Genomic DNA, 16,712 nt, shown 5'->3' with positions numbered 1-16,712 from the left:
ATGTAATAATAAATAAAACAAGACAAAATGAGTTAGTAAAAGTATTTTGCGAGTATAAAATAGAGTTCTTAATTTTGTTTGATGACTTTTTTAGAAGCCATAACTTGCCTAAACCATCTCCAGTCCTTCATCATTTTTTTCAATATACTCATCTGAGAGATGCATATTTTTATAGATGTAAACTCATAGAACATACAGTTCAATTTTATTTTTTTAAACACAAAGGTATCACATTACTTAGATTGGATGTTTTTGATGACAGAACAAGCGAATGTCTTTCTGAAGAGATTAAGATATACCAAGAATGCCATGAAAAATTCGTTAATTTTTTAAAGGCAAACTTCAACCAAGAAATATACCCACAGCTATATACTCCTGAAATATTTTATGAGGCCTGCAGAAATCTCCAGTCATTTTATGATCATCAGGAAACGTCACAAAACGCAAAATACAGTGCAATAGACAAGAAAAAAAGTCATCTTAACCAGGAAATCAAAAAGCTTATTAAAAAAAATATTTTCCCTGAGCTATACAATGAGCAATGCAATAAAATCCCCTCCTCATCGATAGATGATAACCAGGGAATAATGTGGCAGAACTTTAAAACTAGCAATATTGCATATTCACAACTATGTAAAAAATTATCTTTATTTAAAAGCATACCCAGTCGATTAATAAAAAAATCAGCTTACTGCTCAACTGAAAACACAATCACCAATAAATTTGATGTTGTCTTTTCTTACTGCGGAAATAATGTAAAGGAATTTATACTTTTATTACCCTATAATAAATCTCTGGAGATGCATGAACTTAACGAGCAAAACATCCAGTATTTGACTGCCCTTAATATTAATATACATAAAATGTTGCTATCAAATATAACAATAGAAAAGAGCGACCTTTCATATGGGTATTATTTTGGTTGTGTATTATCCAATATATTATGTTTTGAAAGCGACTTATCAAACACCATCTTTTCAAATGGAGAAATAAACAACCTCTTCATTAAAAAAAGCAACATATTTGGAACATCGTTCACTAATACCATGATAAAAAATTTGCGCTGTGAAGATATTATGCCTGGCCGATGGACCACTCAACTTGTCAATAAGCACTTAGGTTACAGATACACAGGAGTATTCAAAACCCTGGCAAGTATTGATGACAAACCGTCCCGTTTCGAAATTTTGATACCATTGGTACAAACTTTAGTTCGCGACAATGTAAAGCTAAATAATGATGTGTATAAAGAACTTAATAAGTTTATGCACGATTACGACAAAACATCATCAAAAATGAGAAAATACCTTCAGAGCATCAACGAGTGCATGCTCCTTATAAAAAATATAGTTCATCAGGATTAAAACACTCAAAGAAAGAGGTAATTTTAGAATGAAATTAACTGTGATGATTATTAATTCACTACAGAGGAATAAAAAATAATCTGAAGCATACTCTGAAATATCCTACTCTCTCACTCTAATAATGGCACCTTGCTCTTCTTATAAAGAAGGGAATAATTAAGAATATTAAACTTTCATCAACTTCACATCAAGAAATTAAAAATTTTAAACATTAATCTAAATAATAACAACCTGATCACATAATCGGGTACGATTTTATCCGATAACTATAATGCTATAACTCTGGGAAATGGTTGGAATACACCGCTGGGTGCCATCTCTTTTTACGCTGCCCGATCGAGTAGTAAGTTAAATAATGATACCAGACACGAAGGTACGAGCTATCAGGTCGCCTATAATAAATATCTAGTACAAACAGCCACTCGATTTAGCGTGGCCGCCTGGCGTTATGCTTCGCAGGATTACAGGACATTCAGCGACCATCTTTACGAAAATGATAAACACTATCATCAGAGTGATTATGATGATTTTTATGATATTGGCAGAAAAAATAGCCTTTCTGCTAATATTATGCAACCTTTATCCAATAATCTGGGAAATGTATCATTAAGTGCGCTTTGGCGGAATTACTGGGGGCGAAGTGGAAATGCTAAAGATTACCAATTCAGTTACTCCAATAACTGGCAACACATTAGTTATACTTTCTCTGCCAGCCAATCTTATGATGAAAATAATAAAGAAGAGGAGCGTTTTAATCTGTTTATCTCCATTCCTTTCTACTGGGGGGATGATATTGCCAAAACACGTCACCAAATTAACTTATCGAATTCGACCTCATTTTCCAAAGATGGCTATTCCTCCAACAATACTGGAATTACTGGCATAGCCGGTGAACATGATCAGTTAAATTATGGTATATATGTTAATCAGCAACAACAAAATAATGATACCTCGCTTGGTACGAATTTAAGCTGGAGAACTCCCATCGCCATAATAGATGGCAGCTATAGTCATTCTAAAAACGCCTGGCAAAGTGGTGGAAGTATTAGTAGTGGATTAGTTGTCTGGCCCGGTGGTATTAATATCACTAACCAGTTATCCGATACATTTGCAATTCTGGATGCGCCTGGGTTAGAAGGTGCACATATTAATGGACAAAAATACAATCGAACAAACAGCAAAGGCCAGGTTGTTTACGACCTGATAATACCTCATCGTGAAAACCATCTGGTACTTGATATAGCAAACAGTGAAAGTGAAACAGAATTGCAGGGCAATCGTCAAATTATTGCACCTTACCGTGGAGCAGTTTCTTATGTGCAGTTTACAACTGACCAACGTAAGCCCTGGTATATACAGGCACTGCGTCCCGATGGTTCGCCATTAACCTTTGGCTATGACGTACTGGATCTCCAGGAAAATAATATTGGAGTCGTTGGCCAGGGTAGTCGCCTTTTTATTCGCGTAGATGAAATTCCCACTGGAATAAAAGTTGCTCTCAATGATGAACAGAACTTATTCTGTACTATTACTTTTCAACACGTTATCGATGAAAACAAAACATATATATGCCAGTAAAAGGAGTTTACTATGAAGTGGCTTTTATTAATCACCTTGAGTCTATATTCTTTTATTGTGCAAAGTGCTCCCTGTGCATTGACCAATGTCGGTGAACAACGTGGAACATATATACTCAAGCCACTGAGTATGAAAGGTAATCTAACCGCCGAAAAATTGAAAACACCGGAAATATCATTGAGTGTACAGACTTGCAAGAGACAACCAACGCCATTAAAGTTCATTTTTTAACACAGAACGCTTTAAGGTTTAAAGTCGGAAGTCGTCATTATATTATTAATTTCCCCTTTGAATCTGACGGTAAAAAAATAGAGCTTCCAGGGAAGTCATCTTATAATTTAGAAGAAATGCTATCTGCGATAAATTTCACCATTCCATATTCTATCGCATCTGTATCAGATAGTTCTAACACCGCAGACATTTTTCCTGGAACTCCTTTTCCTTTGTTGTTCGAAATTGAAGTGAGTTCATGTACAGGGAATAATACTAATTGTAATAGCGTCCGCTTTAATTATAATTTAAATACTATTTTACAGGTAAATTTAATGACCTGTGGTTTTGAAGATCAATCCATCGACACTGGACGATTTGTACTGTCTCGTATCAATAATGAAAATTATCAGTTTCATCATATAAGATTTGACTGCATCCAGGGCGAGCAAGGTGAATTAGTTTTTGAACCCAGTGATGTTGAATATTACTTTGAACCAGTGACGATACAGGAGTCAGGAACCAGCATATTAAAAAATGAGTTAGAAAACAGTGAGGACGGTGCGGGTCAAGTAGGCTTTTAACTCTCCAATGATGGTACGAATGAAATCCAGTATGGTAAAAGCAATTACTACTCTTTTCAGCATCCCCATGAAGGAAGTAATCAGATTCCTCTATTTATTCGCCCGCGTACATATGGAAATAATGTCTCAAGCGGGCAAATAATGAGCCGAGTCAAAATCGTGGTTATGTACAACTAATCTATCTCCCCCACCTTAACTTTGGGGGGAGGTGCCGATTAACGCGCCGCTGGACTAAAAAGCGCAGAATAATCCGTATTGCAGATTCGCTGTACCGCCGGGTGCTGAATCATCCGCTCAGCAAAAATAGCATGGTACTCTTCCATCACATTCTCGACGCGACCAATTTCTACGACAGTTTTATCGGCATAAAAGTCATATGCATAAAGCGTTGGGGCAACGAAGATTGCATTGTGCATCGCACCAAAAGCTTTCATCAACGCGGCATCATCAAACTCGCCGAGGATTTCTACGTTTAATCCCTGGGAGTTAAACCAGTTAAGCAATTTGCGCCCTAACATTGAACGTCGCCCAGGAATCAAAAGTCGCCGTTCTTCCAGACAAGCCGGGAACGGTTTTTCTGGTGGTGGATTTGTACACCAGAAACTCACGCCACATTCGCCAATTCTCACGGAGAACAGGCCTTCCTGCTGCGTAGAGTCTATCGGACAGTCAGAAATGATCATATCCAGTTTATGCTGACTTAATTGCTCCAGCAGCATTTCGTGGGTGGATTCGAAGCAGCGAAGATGAATGGGCTCGCCTTCTACCACTGCGGCGTTAAGTACGCTACTGACCAGGCGTTTGGAAAGTGCATCAGCCACACCAACGTCAAACAATAAATTGGATTCTTTGCGATAGTTCACAATATCCAGCATTTCCTGGCTTAAGGTGAACATTTTATCGGCATAGCGATAGACCAGTTCTCCCAGCTCGCTGGGTTCGAGACCACGTCCCTTGCGTTTAAATAATTTGCCTTGCAGGCGCTCTTCCAGCGCTCGAATCTGTCCGGTAATGGTTTGTGGAGTTAAATAAAGCGCCTCCGCTGCGCCAACCACGGAACCTTCTTTATAGACATGCCAGAAGTAATACAAGTGGTTGTAATTGATATGAGACATGCTCATTTCTCTCCCTGATAACAATGAAAAGGGAGCCGTTTATGGCTCCCCGGTAAACCGTCCTGTCAAACTGATGGACGCAAACGAACGCGTAACCAGCTGTATCCAATTACCGCCGAAGAGATAGAACCGACCAGGATACCGAGTTTCGCCCAGTTAATCAGTTCTGGATCTACGCTACCAAAGGCCAGGCTGGCAATAAAGATAGACATAGTAAAACCGATACCGCACAGGATCCCCACCGCCATAATTTGCTGATAAGTCGTTCCCTCAGGCAGATGCGCCAGTTTCAAACGCAGCGCCAACCAGCAGAACAGACTAATCCCCAGCGGTTTGCCAATCAGCAAGCCAGCGATGATCCCCAATGGCAGAATGGAGGTCAAGCCATCCAGCGTGACACCTTGCAGTGAAACGCCAGCATTAGCAAATGCAAACAGCGGCAAAATCAGATACGCCACCCACGGGTGTAACACATGCTCCAGTCGCTTCGCTGGAGAACGCCCATGCTTCTCTTTCAAAGGAATAAAGAAGCCGACAATTACCCCCGCCAGGGTTGCGTGAACCCCCGATTTCAACACCGCAGTCCACAACACTACGCCAACCAGAATATAGACGCCCGTGCGGCGTACACCACACAGATTCAATACCGCGAGTACCGCAATTGCTACAGCCGCGACGCCAAGAGAGGCCATCGATAAGTCATTAGTGTAGAACAATGCGATGATAATGATGGCCCCAAGATCGTCGATAATAGCCAGAGCCATCAAAAAGATCTTCAGCGCTAACGGAACACGACTTCCCAACAGCGCCAGCACACCAAGTGCAAAGGCAATGTCAGTAGCCGCCGGGATCGCCCACCCTTCGCGGGTAATCGGATCGGCATAGTTAAAGGCCAGATAGAGTAATGCCGGCACAATCATCCCACCAATAGCGGCGATAACTGGAAATGCGGCCTGGCGTAAGCTGGCTAGCGATCCTTGCATCAGTTCACGTTTAACTTCCAGACCGACTAACAGGAAAAATACCGCCATCAGCGCGTCATTTATCCATAACAGCATGTTTTTGTTGATTTCGAGTGAACCAACCCGGAGCTGAACCGGCGTCTCCAGAAAGTCGTGATACCATCCACTGGTTGCGCCGCTATTGGCCATAATCATCGCCAGGATAGCGGCAATGATAAGAATAATGCCTCCCGAGGCATCACTGCTAAAGAATCGATGCAGATGTTTCACTTTTTATTTCTCTTTCAGGTGAATAGATCGTTTTTACTATTTTACCCCGCACAAATCATCGTTAAAATCAGATTATAGTGTAGGAATAACTCGTTTTTTACGATCCATTGAAGAATTTGCGCCATCAGCGGTGAGATGAGTTTTTGACGGCTGTAAGCGCTCACGAGTGACCCTAAGCCCAGATAATCATAGCTTAAGGTGAGGATTTCTGAGAGATTAATTAGGAAAAGTAATAATTAATTTGTTGTCAGTCGGCGATGTTTGTTAGGCCAATATTTCAAAAATAATCCAGCTTGTCGTCAATAATTGCGATGAAGAGATAAATTAAAGTTAAATAATTAAATCATTAAAAAATTACGCCATAAAAATGCGAGGCGTCTTCAGGATTAGAATCGATAAAACAGAATGGGTTAAAGAGAGCGATATAATAGCGGCGGGTGCTTGAGGCTGTCTGTCTCAGGCATTAGCTGAACGGCAGATAGAGAAAAGCCCCGAGTGATATTTTACCATCAACCCGAGGCCCCCTATATGCTGAACACATGTAGAGTGCCTCTTACTGACCGTAAGGTCAAGGAGAAGAGAGCAATGAAGCAGCATAAGGCGATGATTGTCGCCCTGATCGTCATCTGTATCACCGCCGTAGTGGCGGCGCTGGTAACGAGAAAAGACCTCTGTGAGGTTCACATCCGAACTGGCCAGACGGAGGTTGCTGTTTTCACGGCTTACGAATCCGAGTAAGAGCAACGGCGGGGAGTGATCCCCGCCACTTTACAGGTGCTCGCATATCTTCAACGCACCCTATTTTTACCCAGGCCTGCCCACGGGCAGGCTTTTGGGGAGGTTAGCGGGTCAGGTCGTCAAAAAACTTCTTCACACCATCAAAGAAGCTCTTTGAGCGCGGGCTGTTGTGCTCGCCGGTTGGGCCACCGAAGCTTTCTTGCAGCTCTTGCAGCAGCTGTTTCTGCTTCTCGTTCAGGCCTACCGGTGTTTCGACGACAACGCGGCACAGTAAATCACCCTGTGCGCCACCGCGGACAGACTTGACGCCTTTACCGCGCATACGGAACAGCTTACCAGTCTGGGTTTCGCCAGGCACTTTCAGTTTGACGCGACCATCAAGGGTCGGTACTTCGATTTCGCCACCCAGCGCCGCCATAGCGAAGTTGATCGGGACTTCGCAATACAGGTTGTTGCCTTCACGCTCGAAAATCGGGTGCTGTTTAACCTGAACCTGAACGTACAGATCGCCTGCCGGTGCGCCATGCTCGCCCGCTTCACCTTCGCCCGCAAGACGGATGCGGTCTCCAGTGTCCACCCCTGCCGGGATTTTAACGGACAGCGTTTTGCTGCGCTCAACACGACCATGACCATGACATTTGTTGCACGGATCTTTGATCAGCGTACCGCGACCCTGACAGTGTGGACAGGTCTGCTGCACGGCAAAGAAACCCTGACGCATCTGCACCTGACCAGAACCATGACAGGTCGGACAGGTCTGCGGCTGTGTACCTGGTTTTGCACCGCTACCGTGGCAAACGTCACACTCTTCCAGAGTCGGAATGCGGATCTCTTTGGTCACGCCACGTACAGCTTCTTCGAGGGTGAGCTCCATGTTATAGCGTAAATCAGCACCGCGCGCCGCACGTTGACGACCACGTCCGCCGCCAAAAATATCGCCGAAAACGTCACCAAAAATATCGCTGAAGTCTGCGCCGCCGCCAAAACCGCCGCTGCCCATACCACCTTGCTCAAACGCAGCATGACCATACTGATCGTATGCCGCACGTTTTTGCGAGTCGGTCAGAACTTCATAAGCTTCCTTGATCTCTTTAAATTTCGCCTCGGCCTCTTTGTCACCCTGGTTACGGTCCGGGTGGTATTTCATGGCCAGGCGTTTGTAGGCCTTTTTGATTTCACGCTCTTCCGCTGTTTTGGAAACGCCTAAAATCTCGTAATAATCTTGCTTAGCCATCTTTTTTAAATTGCCCCTAGATGAATGCACGGGCGGAGAGGAAATTCCCCTTCGCCCGTGTCAGTATAATTACCCGTTTATAGGGCGATTATTTTTTGTCTTTGACTTCTTCAAATTCAGCGTCGACAACATCGTCATCTTTCGCGTTGTTTGCAGAAGCATCAGCACCGGCAGTCTGCTGCTGGGCATGTTGCTGCTGGGCATGTTGCTGCTGGGCGATTTCCATCAGTTTCTGGGAAACCTGTGCCAGCTCCTGCATTTTCGCTTCGATAGCGGCTTTGTCTTCACCTTTCAGAGCAGTTTCCAGTGCAGTCAGTGCAGACTCGATAGCAGTTTTGTCGTCAGCCGGCAGTTTGTCGCCTGCTTCTTCAACCTGCTTACGGGTGCTGTGCAGCAGATGGTCGCCCTGGTTGCGAGTCTGTACCAGCTCTTCAAACTTACGGTCAGCTTCGGCGTTAGCTTCTGCGTCGCGTACCATTTTCTGGATTTCATCTTCGTTCAGACCAGAAGAAGCCTTGATGGTGATCTTCTGCTCTTTACCGCTGTTTTTATCTTTCGCGGAAACGTGCAGGATACCGTCAGCATCGATATCGAAGGTAACTTCGATCTGCGGCATGCCGCGCGGTGCCGGGTTGATACCATCCAGGTTGAACTGACCCAGAGATTTGTTATCAGCCGCACGTTTACGTTCACCCTGCAGCACATGGATGGTTACCGCAGACTGGTTGTCTTCAGCGGTAGAGAACACCTGGCTGTGCTTGGTCGGGATAGTGGTGTTTTTCGCGATCAGCGTCGTCATCACACCGCCCATGGTTTCGATACCCAGAGACAGCGGGGTAACGTCCAGCAGCAGTACGTCTTTCACGTCACCAGTCAGAACACCACCCTGAACAGCAGCACCGATTGCTACAGCTTCGTCCGGGTTAACGTCTTTACGCGGCTCTTTACCAAAGAACTCAGCAACTTTCTTCTGAACCATTGGCATACGAGTCTGACCACCAACGAGGATAACGTCGTCGATATCAGATACGGACAGGCCAGCGTCCTGCAGTGCAACTTTCAGCGGCTCAATGGAACGGTTTACCAGATCTTCAACCAGGCTTTCCAGTTTCGCACGAGTCACTTTGATGTTCATGTGTTTCGGACCGGTCGCATCTGCAGTGATGTACGGCAGGTTAACGTCGGTCTGCTGAGCGGAAGACAGTTCGATTTTCGCTTTTTCTGCCGCTTCTTTCAGGCGCTGCATTGCCAGCGGATCGTTGCGCAGGTCAATGCCCTGATCTTTCTTGAATTCTTCAACCAGGTAGTTGATCAGACGGCTGTCGAAGTCTTCACCACCCAGGTGGGTATCACCGTTGGTAGCCAGAACTTCGAAGGTTTTTTCGCCGTCAACTTCGTCGATTTCGATAATAGAAATATCGAAAGTACCACCACCCAGGTCATAAACCGCGATAGTACGGTTGCCAGTACCTTTGTCCAGACCGTAAGCCAGCGCAGCTGCGGTCGGTTCGTTGATGATACGTTTTACTTCCAGACCAGCGATACGGCCTGCGTCTTTGGTTGCCTGACGCTGAGCATCGTTAAAGTATGCCGGTACGGTGATAACAGCTTCAGTTACCGGTTCACCCAAGTAATCTTCAGCGGTTTTCTTCATTTTTTTCAGCACTTCAGCAGAAATCTGCGGCGGTGCCATTTTCTGGCCTTTAACTTCGACCCATGCGTCGCCGTTATCAGCAGCAATAATTTTGAACGGCATGATGGAAACATCACGCTGTACTTCTTCGTCCTGGAAGCGGCGGCCAATCAGGCGTTTAATCGCAAACAGGGTGTTTTGCGGGTTCGTCACTGCCTGACGTTTAGCCGGCTGACCAACCAGAGTTTCACCATCCTGGGTATAGGCAATAATAGAAGGCGTGGTGCGATCGCCTTCGGCGTTCTCCAGCACGCGAGGAGTGGTGCCATCCATAATCGCTACACAAGAGTTGGTAGTACCCAGGTCGATACCAATTATTTTACCCATCTAAACGTCTCCACTATATATTCGGTCATCATGTGGTTGTGAGTCTGTAATAGGGGCGAAACGTCTGGTTTCAACTGCCCAATTTCATTTTTTTGCAGACTCACTCACTGCGGTTGACTACTAAATGGGGTCGTAACCCACGTCATCAAGGGGGAGATGCAAAAATTTTTTGTGCTTTTGCGCAGAAATTTCGCGATATAGCAGGACAAGACGTGAAACTGACAGCAATTTTATTCATATAAAGAATGAATCGCAGCCAAGACATTCATCAAAAAATTGTAATAAAAAGAAAACATTACGCACCTGAATCTTCTCTTTATCAGCAGTAAACTAGTGGGTATCCATCCCCCTACCTCTCCCCACTAAGAGAATCCTTATGAAATCCGTTTTTACGATTTCCGCCAGCCTGGCGATTAGTCTGATGCTGTGCTGCACGGCGCAGGCAAACGACCATAAAATCCTCGGCGTCATTGCGATGCCACGTAACGAAACCAACGATCTGGCGCTGAAACTTCCTGTTTGCCGAATTGTTAAACGCATACAACTCTCTGCCGACCATGGCGATTTACAGTTAAGCGGTGCATCGGTTTATTTCAAAGCCGCCCGTAGCGCCAGTCAGAGCCTGAATATTCCTTCAGAAATAAAAGAAGGGCAAACCACTGACTGGATCAACATTAACAGCGATAACGACAATAAACGCTGCGTCTCAAAAATCACCTTTTCCGGTCATACGGTGAACTCATCGGATATGGCCACGCTGAAAATTATCGGCGACGACTAACGCCAGAATATAGAAGCCACAAAAAATGAATGTTAATTACCTGAATGATTCAGATCTGGATTTTCTCCAGCATTGCAGTGAGGAACAGTTGGCAAATTTCGCCCGATTGCTCACCCATAATGAAAAAGGCAAAACTCGCCTCTCCAGCGTACTGATGCGCAACGAACTGTTTAAATCGATGGAAGGGCATCCCGAGCAACATCGCCGCAACTGGCAGCTGATTGCTGGAGAATTACAGCATTTTGGTGGCGATAGTATCGCCAACAAACTGCGCGGACACGGTAAATTGTATCGGGCCATTTTGCTCGATGTTTCAAAACGATTGAAGCTGAAAGCCGACAAAGAGATGTCTACGTTTGAGATTGAGCAACAGTTACTGGAACAATTTCTGCGTAACACCTGGAAGAATATGGACGAGGAACATAAACAGGAGTTTCTGCACGCGGTCGATGCGAGGGTGAATGAGCTGGAAGAGCTGCTGCCGCTGCTGATGAAAGACAAATTATTGGCAAAAGGCGTGTCGCATTTGCTTTCCAGCCAACTGACCCGCATTTTACGCACCCACGCAGCAATGAGCGTACTTGGGCATGGTTTGCTGCGCGGCGCGGGGCTGGGAGGCCCTGTAGGTGCGGCACTAAATGGGGTTAAAGCGGTCAGCGGCAGCGCCTATCGCGTGACGATTCCAGCCGTACTGCAAATCGCCTGCCTGCGCCGGATGGTTAGCGCCACTCAGGTCTGATACCGGAAACCGGGGAAAATTTTCATTTTCCCCTCAAAAGATCGTAGACACTGCCCCACTGGCTGATTATTATGCCGCGCCCTGAAAACACTACAGTTATTCAGGGAAATTATTTCACCATTCATTCGATGATGATTTTTGAGGAATTATGGGCAACACTAAGTTGGCTAATCCGGCACCGCTGGGCCTGATGGGCTTCGGCATGACCACCATTCTGCTTAACCTGCACAACGTGGGTTATTTCGCTCTGGACGGTATTATTCTTGCCATGGGCATTTTCTACGGCGGCATCGCGCAAATTTTTGCTGGTCTGCTGGAGTACAAAAAAGGCAACACTTTCGGTTTAACCGCATTCACCTCTTACGGTTCTTTCTGGCTGACGCTGGTTGCGATTCTGCTGATGCCGAAACTGGGTCTGACCGATGCGCCAAATGCACAGTTCCTTGGTGTCTATCTGGGTCTGTGGGGCGTATTTACGCTGTTTATGTTCTTCGGCACGCTGAAAGGCGCACGCGTTCTGCAATTCGTTTTCTTTAGCCTGACCGTGCTGTTTGCCCTGCTGGCGATCGGTAACATTGCCGGTAACGCCGCAATCATCCACTTTGCCGGCTGGATTGGGCTGATCTGCGGTGCCAGCGCAATCTATCTGGCGATGGGTGAAGTACTGAACGAGCAGTTTGGTCGCACCGTTCTGCCGATTGGTGAATCCCACTAATTGTTTTGAGATCCCCCCGCTCGGGGGGATTTTTTTATTCGCTAACGTCGCGTCTTGCACTCTTCGGTCTGAATGCTGCAACCACTTCCGGTGCCGTTTCAACGTATGGCCCTTCCAGCAACTGAATGCAGTACGGTACGCTGGCAAAAATACCGTGTACCACAACGTTACCCGCAGCGTCCTTCACACCTTCCAGCGTCTCTTTAATAGACTTCGGCTGACCGGGTAAGTTAAGGATCAGCGCCTGTTTGCGAATCACACCAACCTGACGCGAAAGGATCGCAGTTGGTACAAAATGCAGGCTTATCTGGCGCATCTGTTCACCAAAGCCAGGCATCTCGCGGTCCGCTACTGCCAGCGTCGCATCGGGCGTTACGTCACGACGCGCCGGGCCAGTTCCGCCCGTGGTGAGCACCAGATGGCAACTCATTTCATCCACTAGCTCACACAACGTTTGCTCGATGATCGCCTGCTCATCGGGGATTAAGCGGGTTTCCAGTTCAAACGGCGTGGTTAGCGCCGATGTCAGCCATTCTTCCAGCGCAGGGATGCCTTTATCCTGATAAACGCCGCTGGATGCGCGATCAGAGATGGAAACTAAGCCAATACGTAAAGTATTCATCAAGATTTTTCCGTTTAAACAGTCTCGTTAAACAGAATGATACACTGCGAAGGGAGTGACAGACAGGCTTCAGAAGAGGTAGCGTGACCGACTTCCCGGTCACGCTAAGAATGATTACAGCAGATCGCCGATCATTTTTTCCAGTTTTTCCTGGTCAATAGCAAACTTACGGATACCTTCCGCCAGTTTATCTACTGCCATTGGATCCTGGTTGTGCTGCCACAGGAACTCGGACTCAGTGATACGCGCCGGACGCGCTTTCACTTCGCCGGTGTAAGACAGTTTACGTTCGATAGCCCCTTCGCTCTCAGCCAGCTCTTTCAGCAGTGTAGGTGCGATGGTAAGACGGTCGCAGCCTGCCAGTTCCAGAATTTCGCCGATGTTACGGAAGCTTGCGCCCATAACCACGGTTTCATAACCGTGCTCTTTGTAGTACTGGTAGATTTCAGATACAGAAACCACGCCCGGATCTTCTGCCGGAGCGTACTCTTTCTTATCAGTATTCGCTTTGTACCAGTCAAGAATACGGCCAACAAATGGCGAGATCAGGAACACGCCTGCTTCCGCACAAGCACGAGCCTGAGCGAAGGAGAACAGCAGGGTCAGGTTACAGTTGATGCCTTCTTTTTCCAGCTGTTCTGCAGCACGGATACCCTGCCAGGTAGAAGCCAGTTTGATCAGAATACGATCGTTGCTAATACCAGCATCGTTGTAGAGTTTGATCAGGCGTTTTGCTTTCGCAATTGACGCTTCGGTGTCATAGGAAAGACGCGCATCAACTTCAGTTGAGATACGACCCGGAACCAGTTTCAGGATTTCCAGACCAATATTTACTGCCAGTTTGTCGGTCGCGTCCACGATCTGCTGCGCGCGATCGTTGCTCTGCTGTTTCGCCCAGGCGACAGCATCATCAATCAACTTACGGTATTCCGGAATCTGCGCTGCGTTAAGAATGAGAGAAGGGTTGGTTGTGGCATCCTGCGGTTGATACAGCTTCATTGCCGCGATGTCCCCAGTGTCGGCCACTACGGTGGTGTACTGACGAAGGGAGGTCAATTTGTCCGTCATGATAGTATTTCTCTTTAAACAGCTTGTTAGGGGGATGTAACCGGTCTGCCCTGATGATATCACGACGCAACGTCAGCGCAACCGCCGACAAGACGGTTATCGCCAGGCGAGACTGTTTCGGATTTCTGACACTGCGTTGATATCGCCCGCCATTTTTATACAAAACCTCATGTATGCTACGCAGAAGTTATCAAGTACCTCGTAGCGTATATACTTCTTAAACAATTGGTAACGTTTACACAGGAAAGTCATCGCGACCGGCAATAAGAGGGATATGCATGCCAGATTTTTTCTCCTTTATTAACAGCGTCCTTTGGGGATCGGTAATGATTTACCTGCTCTTCGGCGCAGGTTGTTGGTTCACTTTTCGCACCGGATTTGTGCAGTTTCGCTACATCCGCCAGTTTGGCAAAAGTCTTAAAAATAGCATTCATCCACAGCCAGGCGGTTTAACCTCATTTCAGTCATTGTGTACCAGTCTTGCGGCGCGCGTGGGTAGCGGCAACCTGGCCGGCGTTGCGCTGGCAATTACCGCCGGTGGACCTGGAGCCGTCTTTTGGATGTGGGTTGCCGCGTTTATCGGCATGGCGACCTCGTTTGCCGAATGTTCTCTGGCACAACTTTATAAAGAACGTGACGTCAATGGACAGTTTCGTGGCGGACCGGCATGGTATATGGCGCGCGGGCTGGGGATGCGTTGGATGGGCGTTCTGTTCGCCGTCTTTTTGCTCATCGCCTATGGCATAATTTTCAGCGGAGTTCAGGCGAACGCCGTTGCCCGCGCCCTAAGTTTTTCTTTTGATTTTCCTCCGCTGGTGACAGGCATTATTCTCGCTGTCTTTGCTCTGCTGGCAATCACTCGCGGTCTTCATGGCGTCGCCCGGCTCATGCAGGGGTTTGTCCCGTTGATGGCGATAATCTGGGTGCTGACCAGCATGGTGATTTGCGTAATAAATATCGGGCAACTTCCCCACGTCATTTGGTCTATTTTTGAGAGTGCTTTTGGCTGGCAGGAAGCGGCAGGCGGCGCGGCGGGATATACCTTAAGCCAGGCGATTACTAACGGTTTTCAGCGCAGTATGTTTTCCAATGAGGCGGGAATGGGTTCGACGCCAAACGCGGCAGCGGCAGCGGCGTCCTGGCCTCCGCATCCGGCAGCGCAAGGGATTGTCCAGATGATTGGCATTTTTATCGACACCCTGGTCATCTGTACGGCAAGCGCCATGCTGATATTACTGGCGGGTAACGACACAACCTACATGCCGCTGGAAGGTATTCAGCTTATCCAGAAGGCGATGCGGGTGCTAATGGGTTCCTGGGGTGCTGAGTTTGTTACCCTCGTGGTTATTCTGTTTGCCTTCAGCTCCATCGTTGCCAACTACATTTATGCCGAAAACAATCTCTTCTTTTTACGCCTGAACAACCCTAAAGCGATCTGGTGTTTGCGGATCTGCACCTTCGCAACGGTCATCGGCGGCACCTTGCTAAGCCTTCCGCTGATGTGGCAACTAGCAGATATCATAATGGCCTGCATGGCTATTACCAATTTGACCGCCATTTTACTGCTCTCGCCTGTGGTTCATACCATTGCCAGTGATTATCTACGCCAGCGTAAACTCGGCGTGCGCCCGGTGTTTGATCCGTTGCGTTATCCGGATATCGGTCGCCAGCTTTCTCCGGACGCGTGGGATGATGTTTCGCAGGAGTAATCACAACTATCGATCAACTCATTCTCTTTTTTTGCTAAAGTCGGCATAAATTTCCTGCAAGGACTGGATATGCTGATTCTTATTTCACCTGCGAAAACGCTTGATTACCAAAGCCCGTTGACCACCACGCGCTATACGCTGCCGGAGCTGTTAGACAATTCCCAGCAGTTGATCCATGAAGCGCGGAAACTGACGCCTCCGCAGATTAGCACGCTGATGCGCATCAGCGACAAACTGGCGGGTATCAACGCCGCTCGCTTTCATGACTGGCAGCCAGATTTCACGCCGGAGAATGCCCGCCAGGCGATTCTGGCGTTTAAAGGTGATGTCTACACCGGCTTGCAGGCCGAAACCTTCAGCGAAGACGATTTCGATTTTGCCCAACAGCATTTGCGAATGCTTTCCGGCTTGTATGGCGTACTGCGCCCGCTCGATTTAATGCAGCCTTATCGTCTGGAAATGGGGATCCGTCTTGAGAATGCCCGAGGGAAAGATCTGTATCAATTCTGGGGAGATATCATCACCAACAAGCTGAACGAGGCGCTCGCAGCACAAGGCGATAATGTGGTGATTAATCTGGCGTCAGATGAGTATTTTAAATCGGTGAAGCCGAAGAAATTGAATGCCGAGATTATCAAGCCGGTGTTCCTCGATGAGAAGAACGGCAAATTTAAGATAATCAGCTTCTACGCTAAGAAAGCACGCGGTCTGATGAGTCGTTTTATTATTGAAAATCGGCTGACCAAACCAGAGCAACTGACTGGTTTTAATAGCGAAGGTTACTTCTTTGATGAAGATTCCTCCAGCAATGGCGAACTGGTGTTTAAACGCTACGAGCAGCGTTAAGTTTGTAGTCAATGCCGGATGCGGCGTGAACGCCTTATCCGGCCTACAAAAGCATGCAGATTCAATATATTGCAGAATTCACGTAGATACTGTTATGGCCTGCAAGTTTTTTCCTGGTCCGGTTTCCCGGATTGCAGGCATGCCAGACACAGCGCCG

General features: G+C 46.8%; 13 protein-coding genes and 2 pseudogenes. 9 read left to right on the top strand and 6 right to left on the bottom strand.

From position 1 onward, the window contains the following. The 3 genes and pseudogenes from espX1 to QZF50_RS18090 form a co-directional block, all read left to right on the top strand. Positions 1 to 1,364 (top strand): type III secretion system effector EspX1 (gene espX1, locus QZF50_RS18100; RefSeq protein WP_290388937.1); only part of this gene is annotated, 1,364 nt, incomplete at its 5' end. Positions 1,365 to 1,610: 246 nt separating this feature from the next. Further along, a pseudogene (locus QZF50_RS18095) lies at positions 1,611 to 2,942 on the top strand (fimbria/pilus outer membrane usher protein); the annotation flags it as partial. 12 nt (positions 2,943 to 2,954) lie between these two features. Then, positions 2,955 to 3,913, top strand: a pseudogene (locus QZF50_RS18090) (fimbrial family protein). 38 nt (positions 3,914 to 3,951) lie between these two features. Here the strand turns inward: QZF50_RS18090 and nhaR are convergent. Both nhaR and nhaA read right to left on the bottom strand, forming a co-directional pair. After that, entirely contained in the window at positions 3,952 to 4,851 is a 900-nt protein-coding gene (nhaR, locus tag QZF50_RS18085; RefSeq protein ID WP_001300855.1) for a transcriptional activator NhaR, read from the bottom strand. 65 nt (positions 4,852 to 4,916) lie between these two features. Beyond that, on the bottom strand, positions 4,917 to 6,083 hold the full coding sequence (nhaA, locus tag QZF50_RS18080) for a Na+/H+ antiporter NhaA (RefSeq protein ID WP_000681360.1): 1,167 nt from the start codon (positions 6,081 to 6,083) through the stop codon (positions 4,917 to 4,919). Positions 6,084 to 6,668: 585 nt separating this feature from the next. On the opposite strand from nhaA, the gene mokC reads away from it, so the two are divergent. Beyond that, positions 6,669 to 6,821 carry a type I toxin-antitoxin system toxin MokC gene (gene mokC / locus QZF50_RS18075; protein WP_000809168.1) on the top strand — a complete coding sequence of 51 codons (153 nt, stop codon included), beginning with the start codon at positions 6,669 to 6,671 and terminating at the stop codon, positions 6,819 to 6,821. 103 nt (positions 6,822 to 6,924) lie between these two features. Here mokC and dnaJ read toward each other — a convergent pair whose 3' ends face one another. Both dnaJ and dnaK read right to left on the bottom strand, forming a co-directional pair. Next, positions 6,925 to 8,055, bottom strand: coding sequence for a molecular chaperone DnaJ (dnaJ, locus tag QZF50_RS18070; protein WP_001470960.1), 1,131 nt, complete (start codon positions 8,053 to 8,055; stop codon positions 6,925 to 6,927). 88 nt (positions 8,056 to 8,143) lie between these two features. After that, positions 8,144 to 10,075 (bottom strand): molecular chaperone DnaK, encoded by a 1,932-nt coding sequence (gene dnaK, locus QZF50_RS18065; protein WP_001470959.1) that lies wholly within the window; start codon positions 10,073 to 10,075, stop codon positions 8,144 to 8,146. 376 nt (positions 10,076 to 10,451) lie between these two features. Here dnaK and QZF50_RS18060 point away from each other — a divergent pair, with 376 nt between their 5' ends. The 3 genes from QZF50_RS18060 (at position 10,452) to satP (ending at position 12,310) form a co-directional block, all read left to right on the top strand. Continuing rightward, positions 10,452 to 10,856 (top strand): DUF2541 family protein, encoded by a 405-nt coding sequence (locus QZF50_RS18060; RefSeq protein WP_000843559.1) that lies wholly within the window; start codon positions 10,452 to 10,454, stop codon positions 10,854 to 10,856. A 25-nt stretch (positions 10,857 to 10,881) separates the two neighbouring features. After that, a complete protein-coding gene (gene msyB, locus QZF50_RS18055; protein WP_001102383.1) occupies positions 10,882 to 11,595 on the top strand; it encodes an acidic protein MsyB in 714 nt (237 codons plus the stop codon). 148 nt (positions 11,596 to 11,743) lie between these two features. Next, a complete protein-coding gene (satP, locus tag QZF50_RS18050; RefSeq protein ID WP_000528538.1) occupies positions 11,744 to 12,310 on the top strand; it encodes an acetate uptake transporter in 567 nt (188 codons plus the stop codon). A gap of 34 nt (positions 12,311 to 12,344) precedes the next feature. Here satP and mog read toward each other — a convergent pair whose 3' ends face one another. Then, on the bottom strand, positions 12,345 to 12,932 hold the full coding sequence (gene mog, locus QZF50_RS18045; RefSeq protein ID WP_001094682.1) for a molybdopterin adenylyltransferase: 588 nt from the start codon (positions 12,930 to 12,932) through the stop codon (positions 12,345 to 12,347). Positions 12,933 to 13,046: 114 nt separating this feature from the next. Further along, positions 13,047 to 14,000: a transaldolase gene (gene tal / locus QZF50_RS18040; protein ID WP_000130189.1), complete on the bottom strand. Its 954-nt coding sequence runs from the start codon at positions 13,998 to 14,000 to the stop codon at positions 13,047 to 13,049. Positions 14,001 to 14,278: 278 nt separating this feature from the next. Between tal and QZF50_RS18035 the strand changes: the two genes are divergently transcribed. Both QZF50_RS18035 and yaaA read left to right on the top strand, forming a co-directional pair. After that, positions 14,279 to 15,709, top strand: a complete 1,431-nt coding sequence (locus QZF50_RS18035) for a sodium:alanine symporter family protein (protein WP_001112601.1) — start codon at positions 14,279 to 14,281, stop codon at positions 15,707 to 15,709. 69 nt (positions 15,710 to 15,778) lie between these two features. Beyond that, complete coding sequence (gene yaaA, locus QZF50_RS18030; RefSeq protein WP_000906204.1) at positions 15,779 to 16,555, top strand: peroxide stress protein YaaA; 777 nt, start codon at positions 15,779 to 15,781, stop codon at positions 16,553 to 16,555. The last annotated feature ends 157 nt before the right edge of the window (positions 16,556 to 16,712 follow it).

The organism is uncultured Escherichia sp., from assembly GCF_948475835.1.
GTDB lineage: Bacteria > Pseudomonadota > Gammaproteobacteria > Enterobacterales > Enterobacteriaceae > ECMA0423.
Note: the sequence above shows the minus strand (reverse complement) of the source record. Positions and strands in the feature narration are given on the sequence as shown.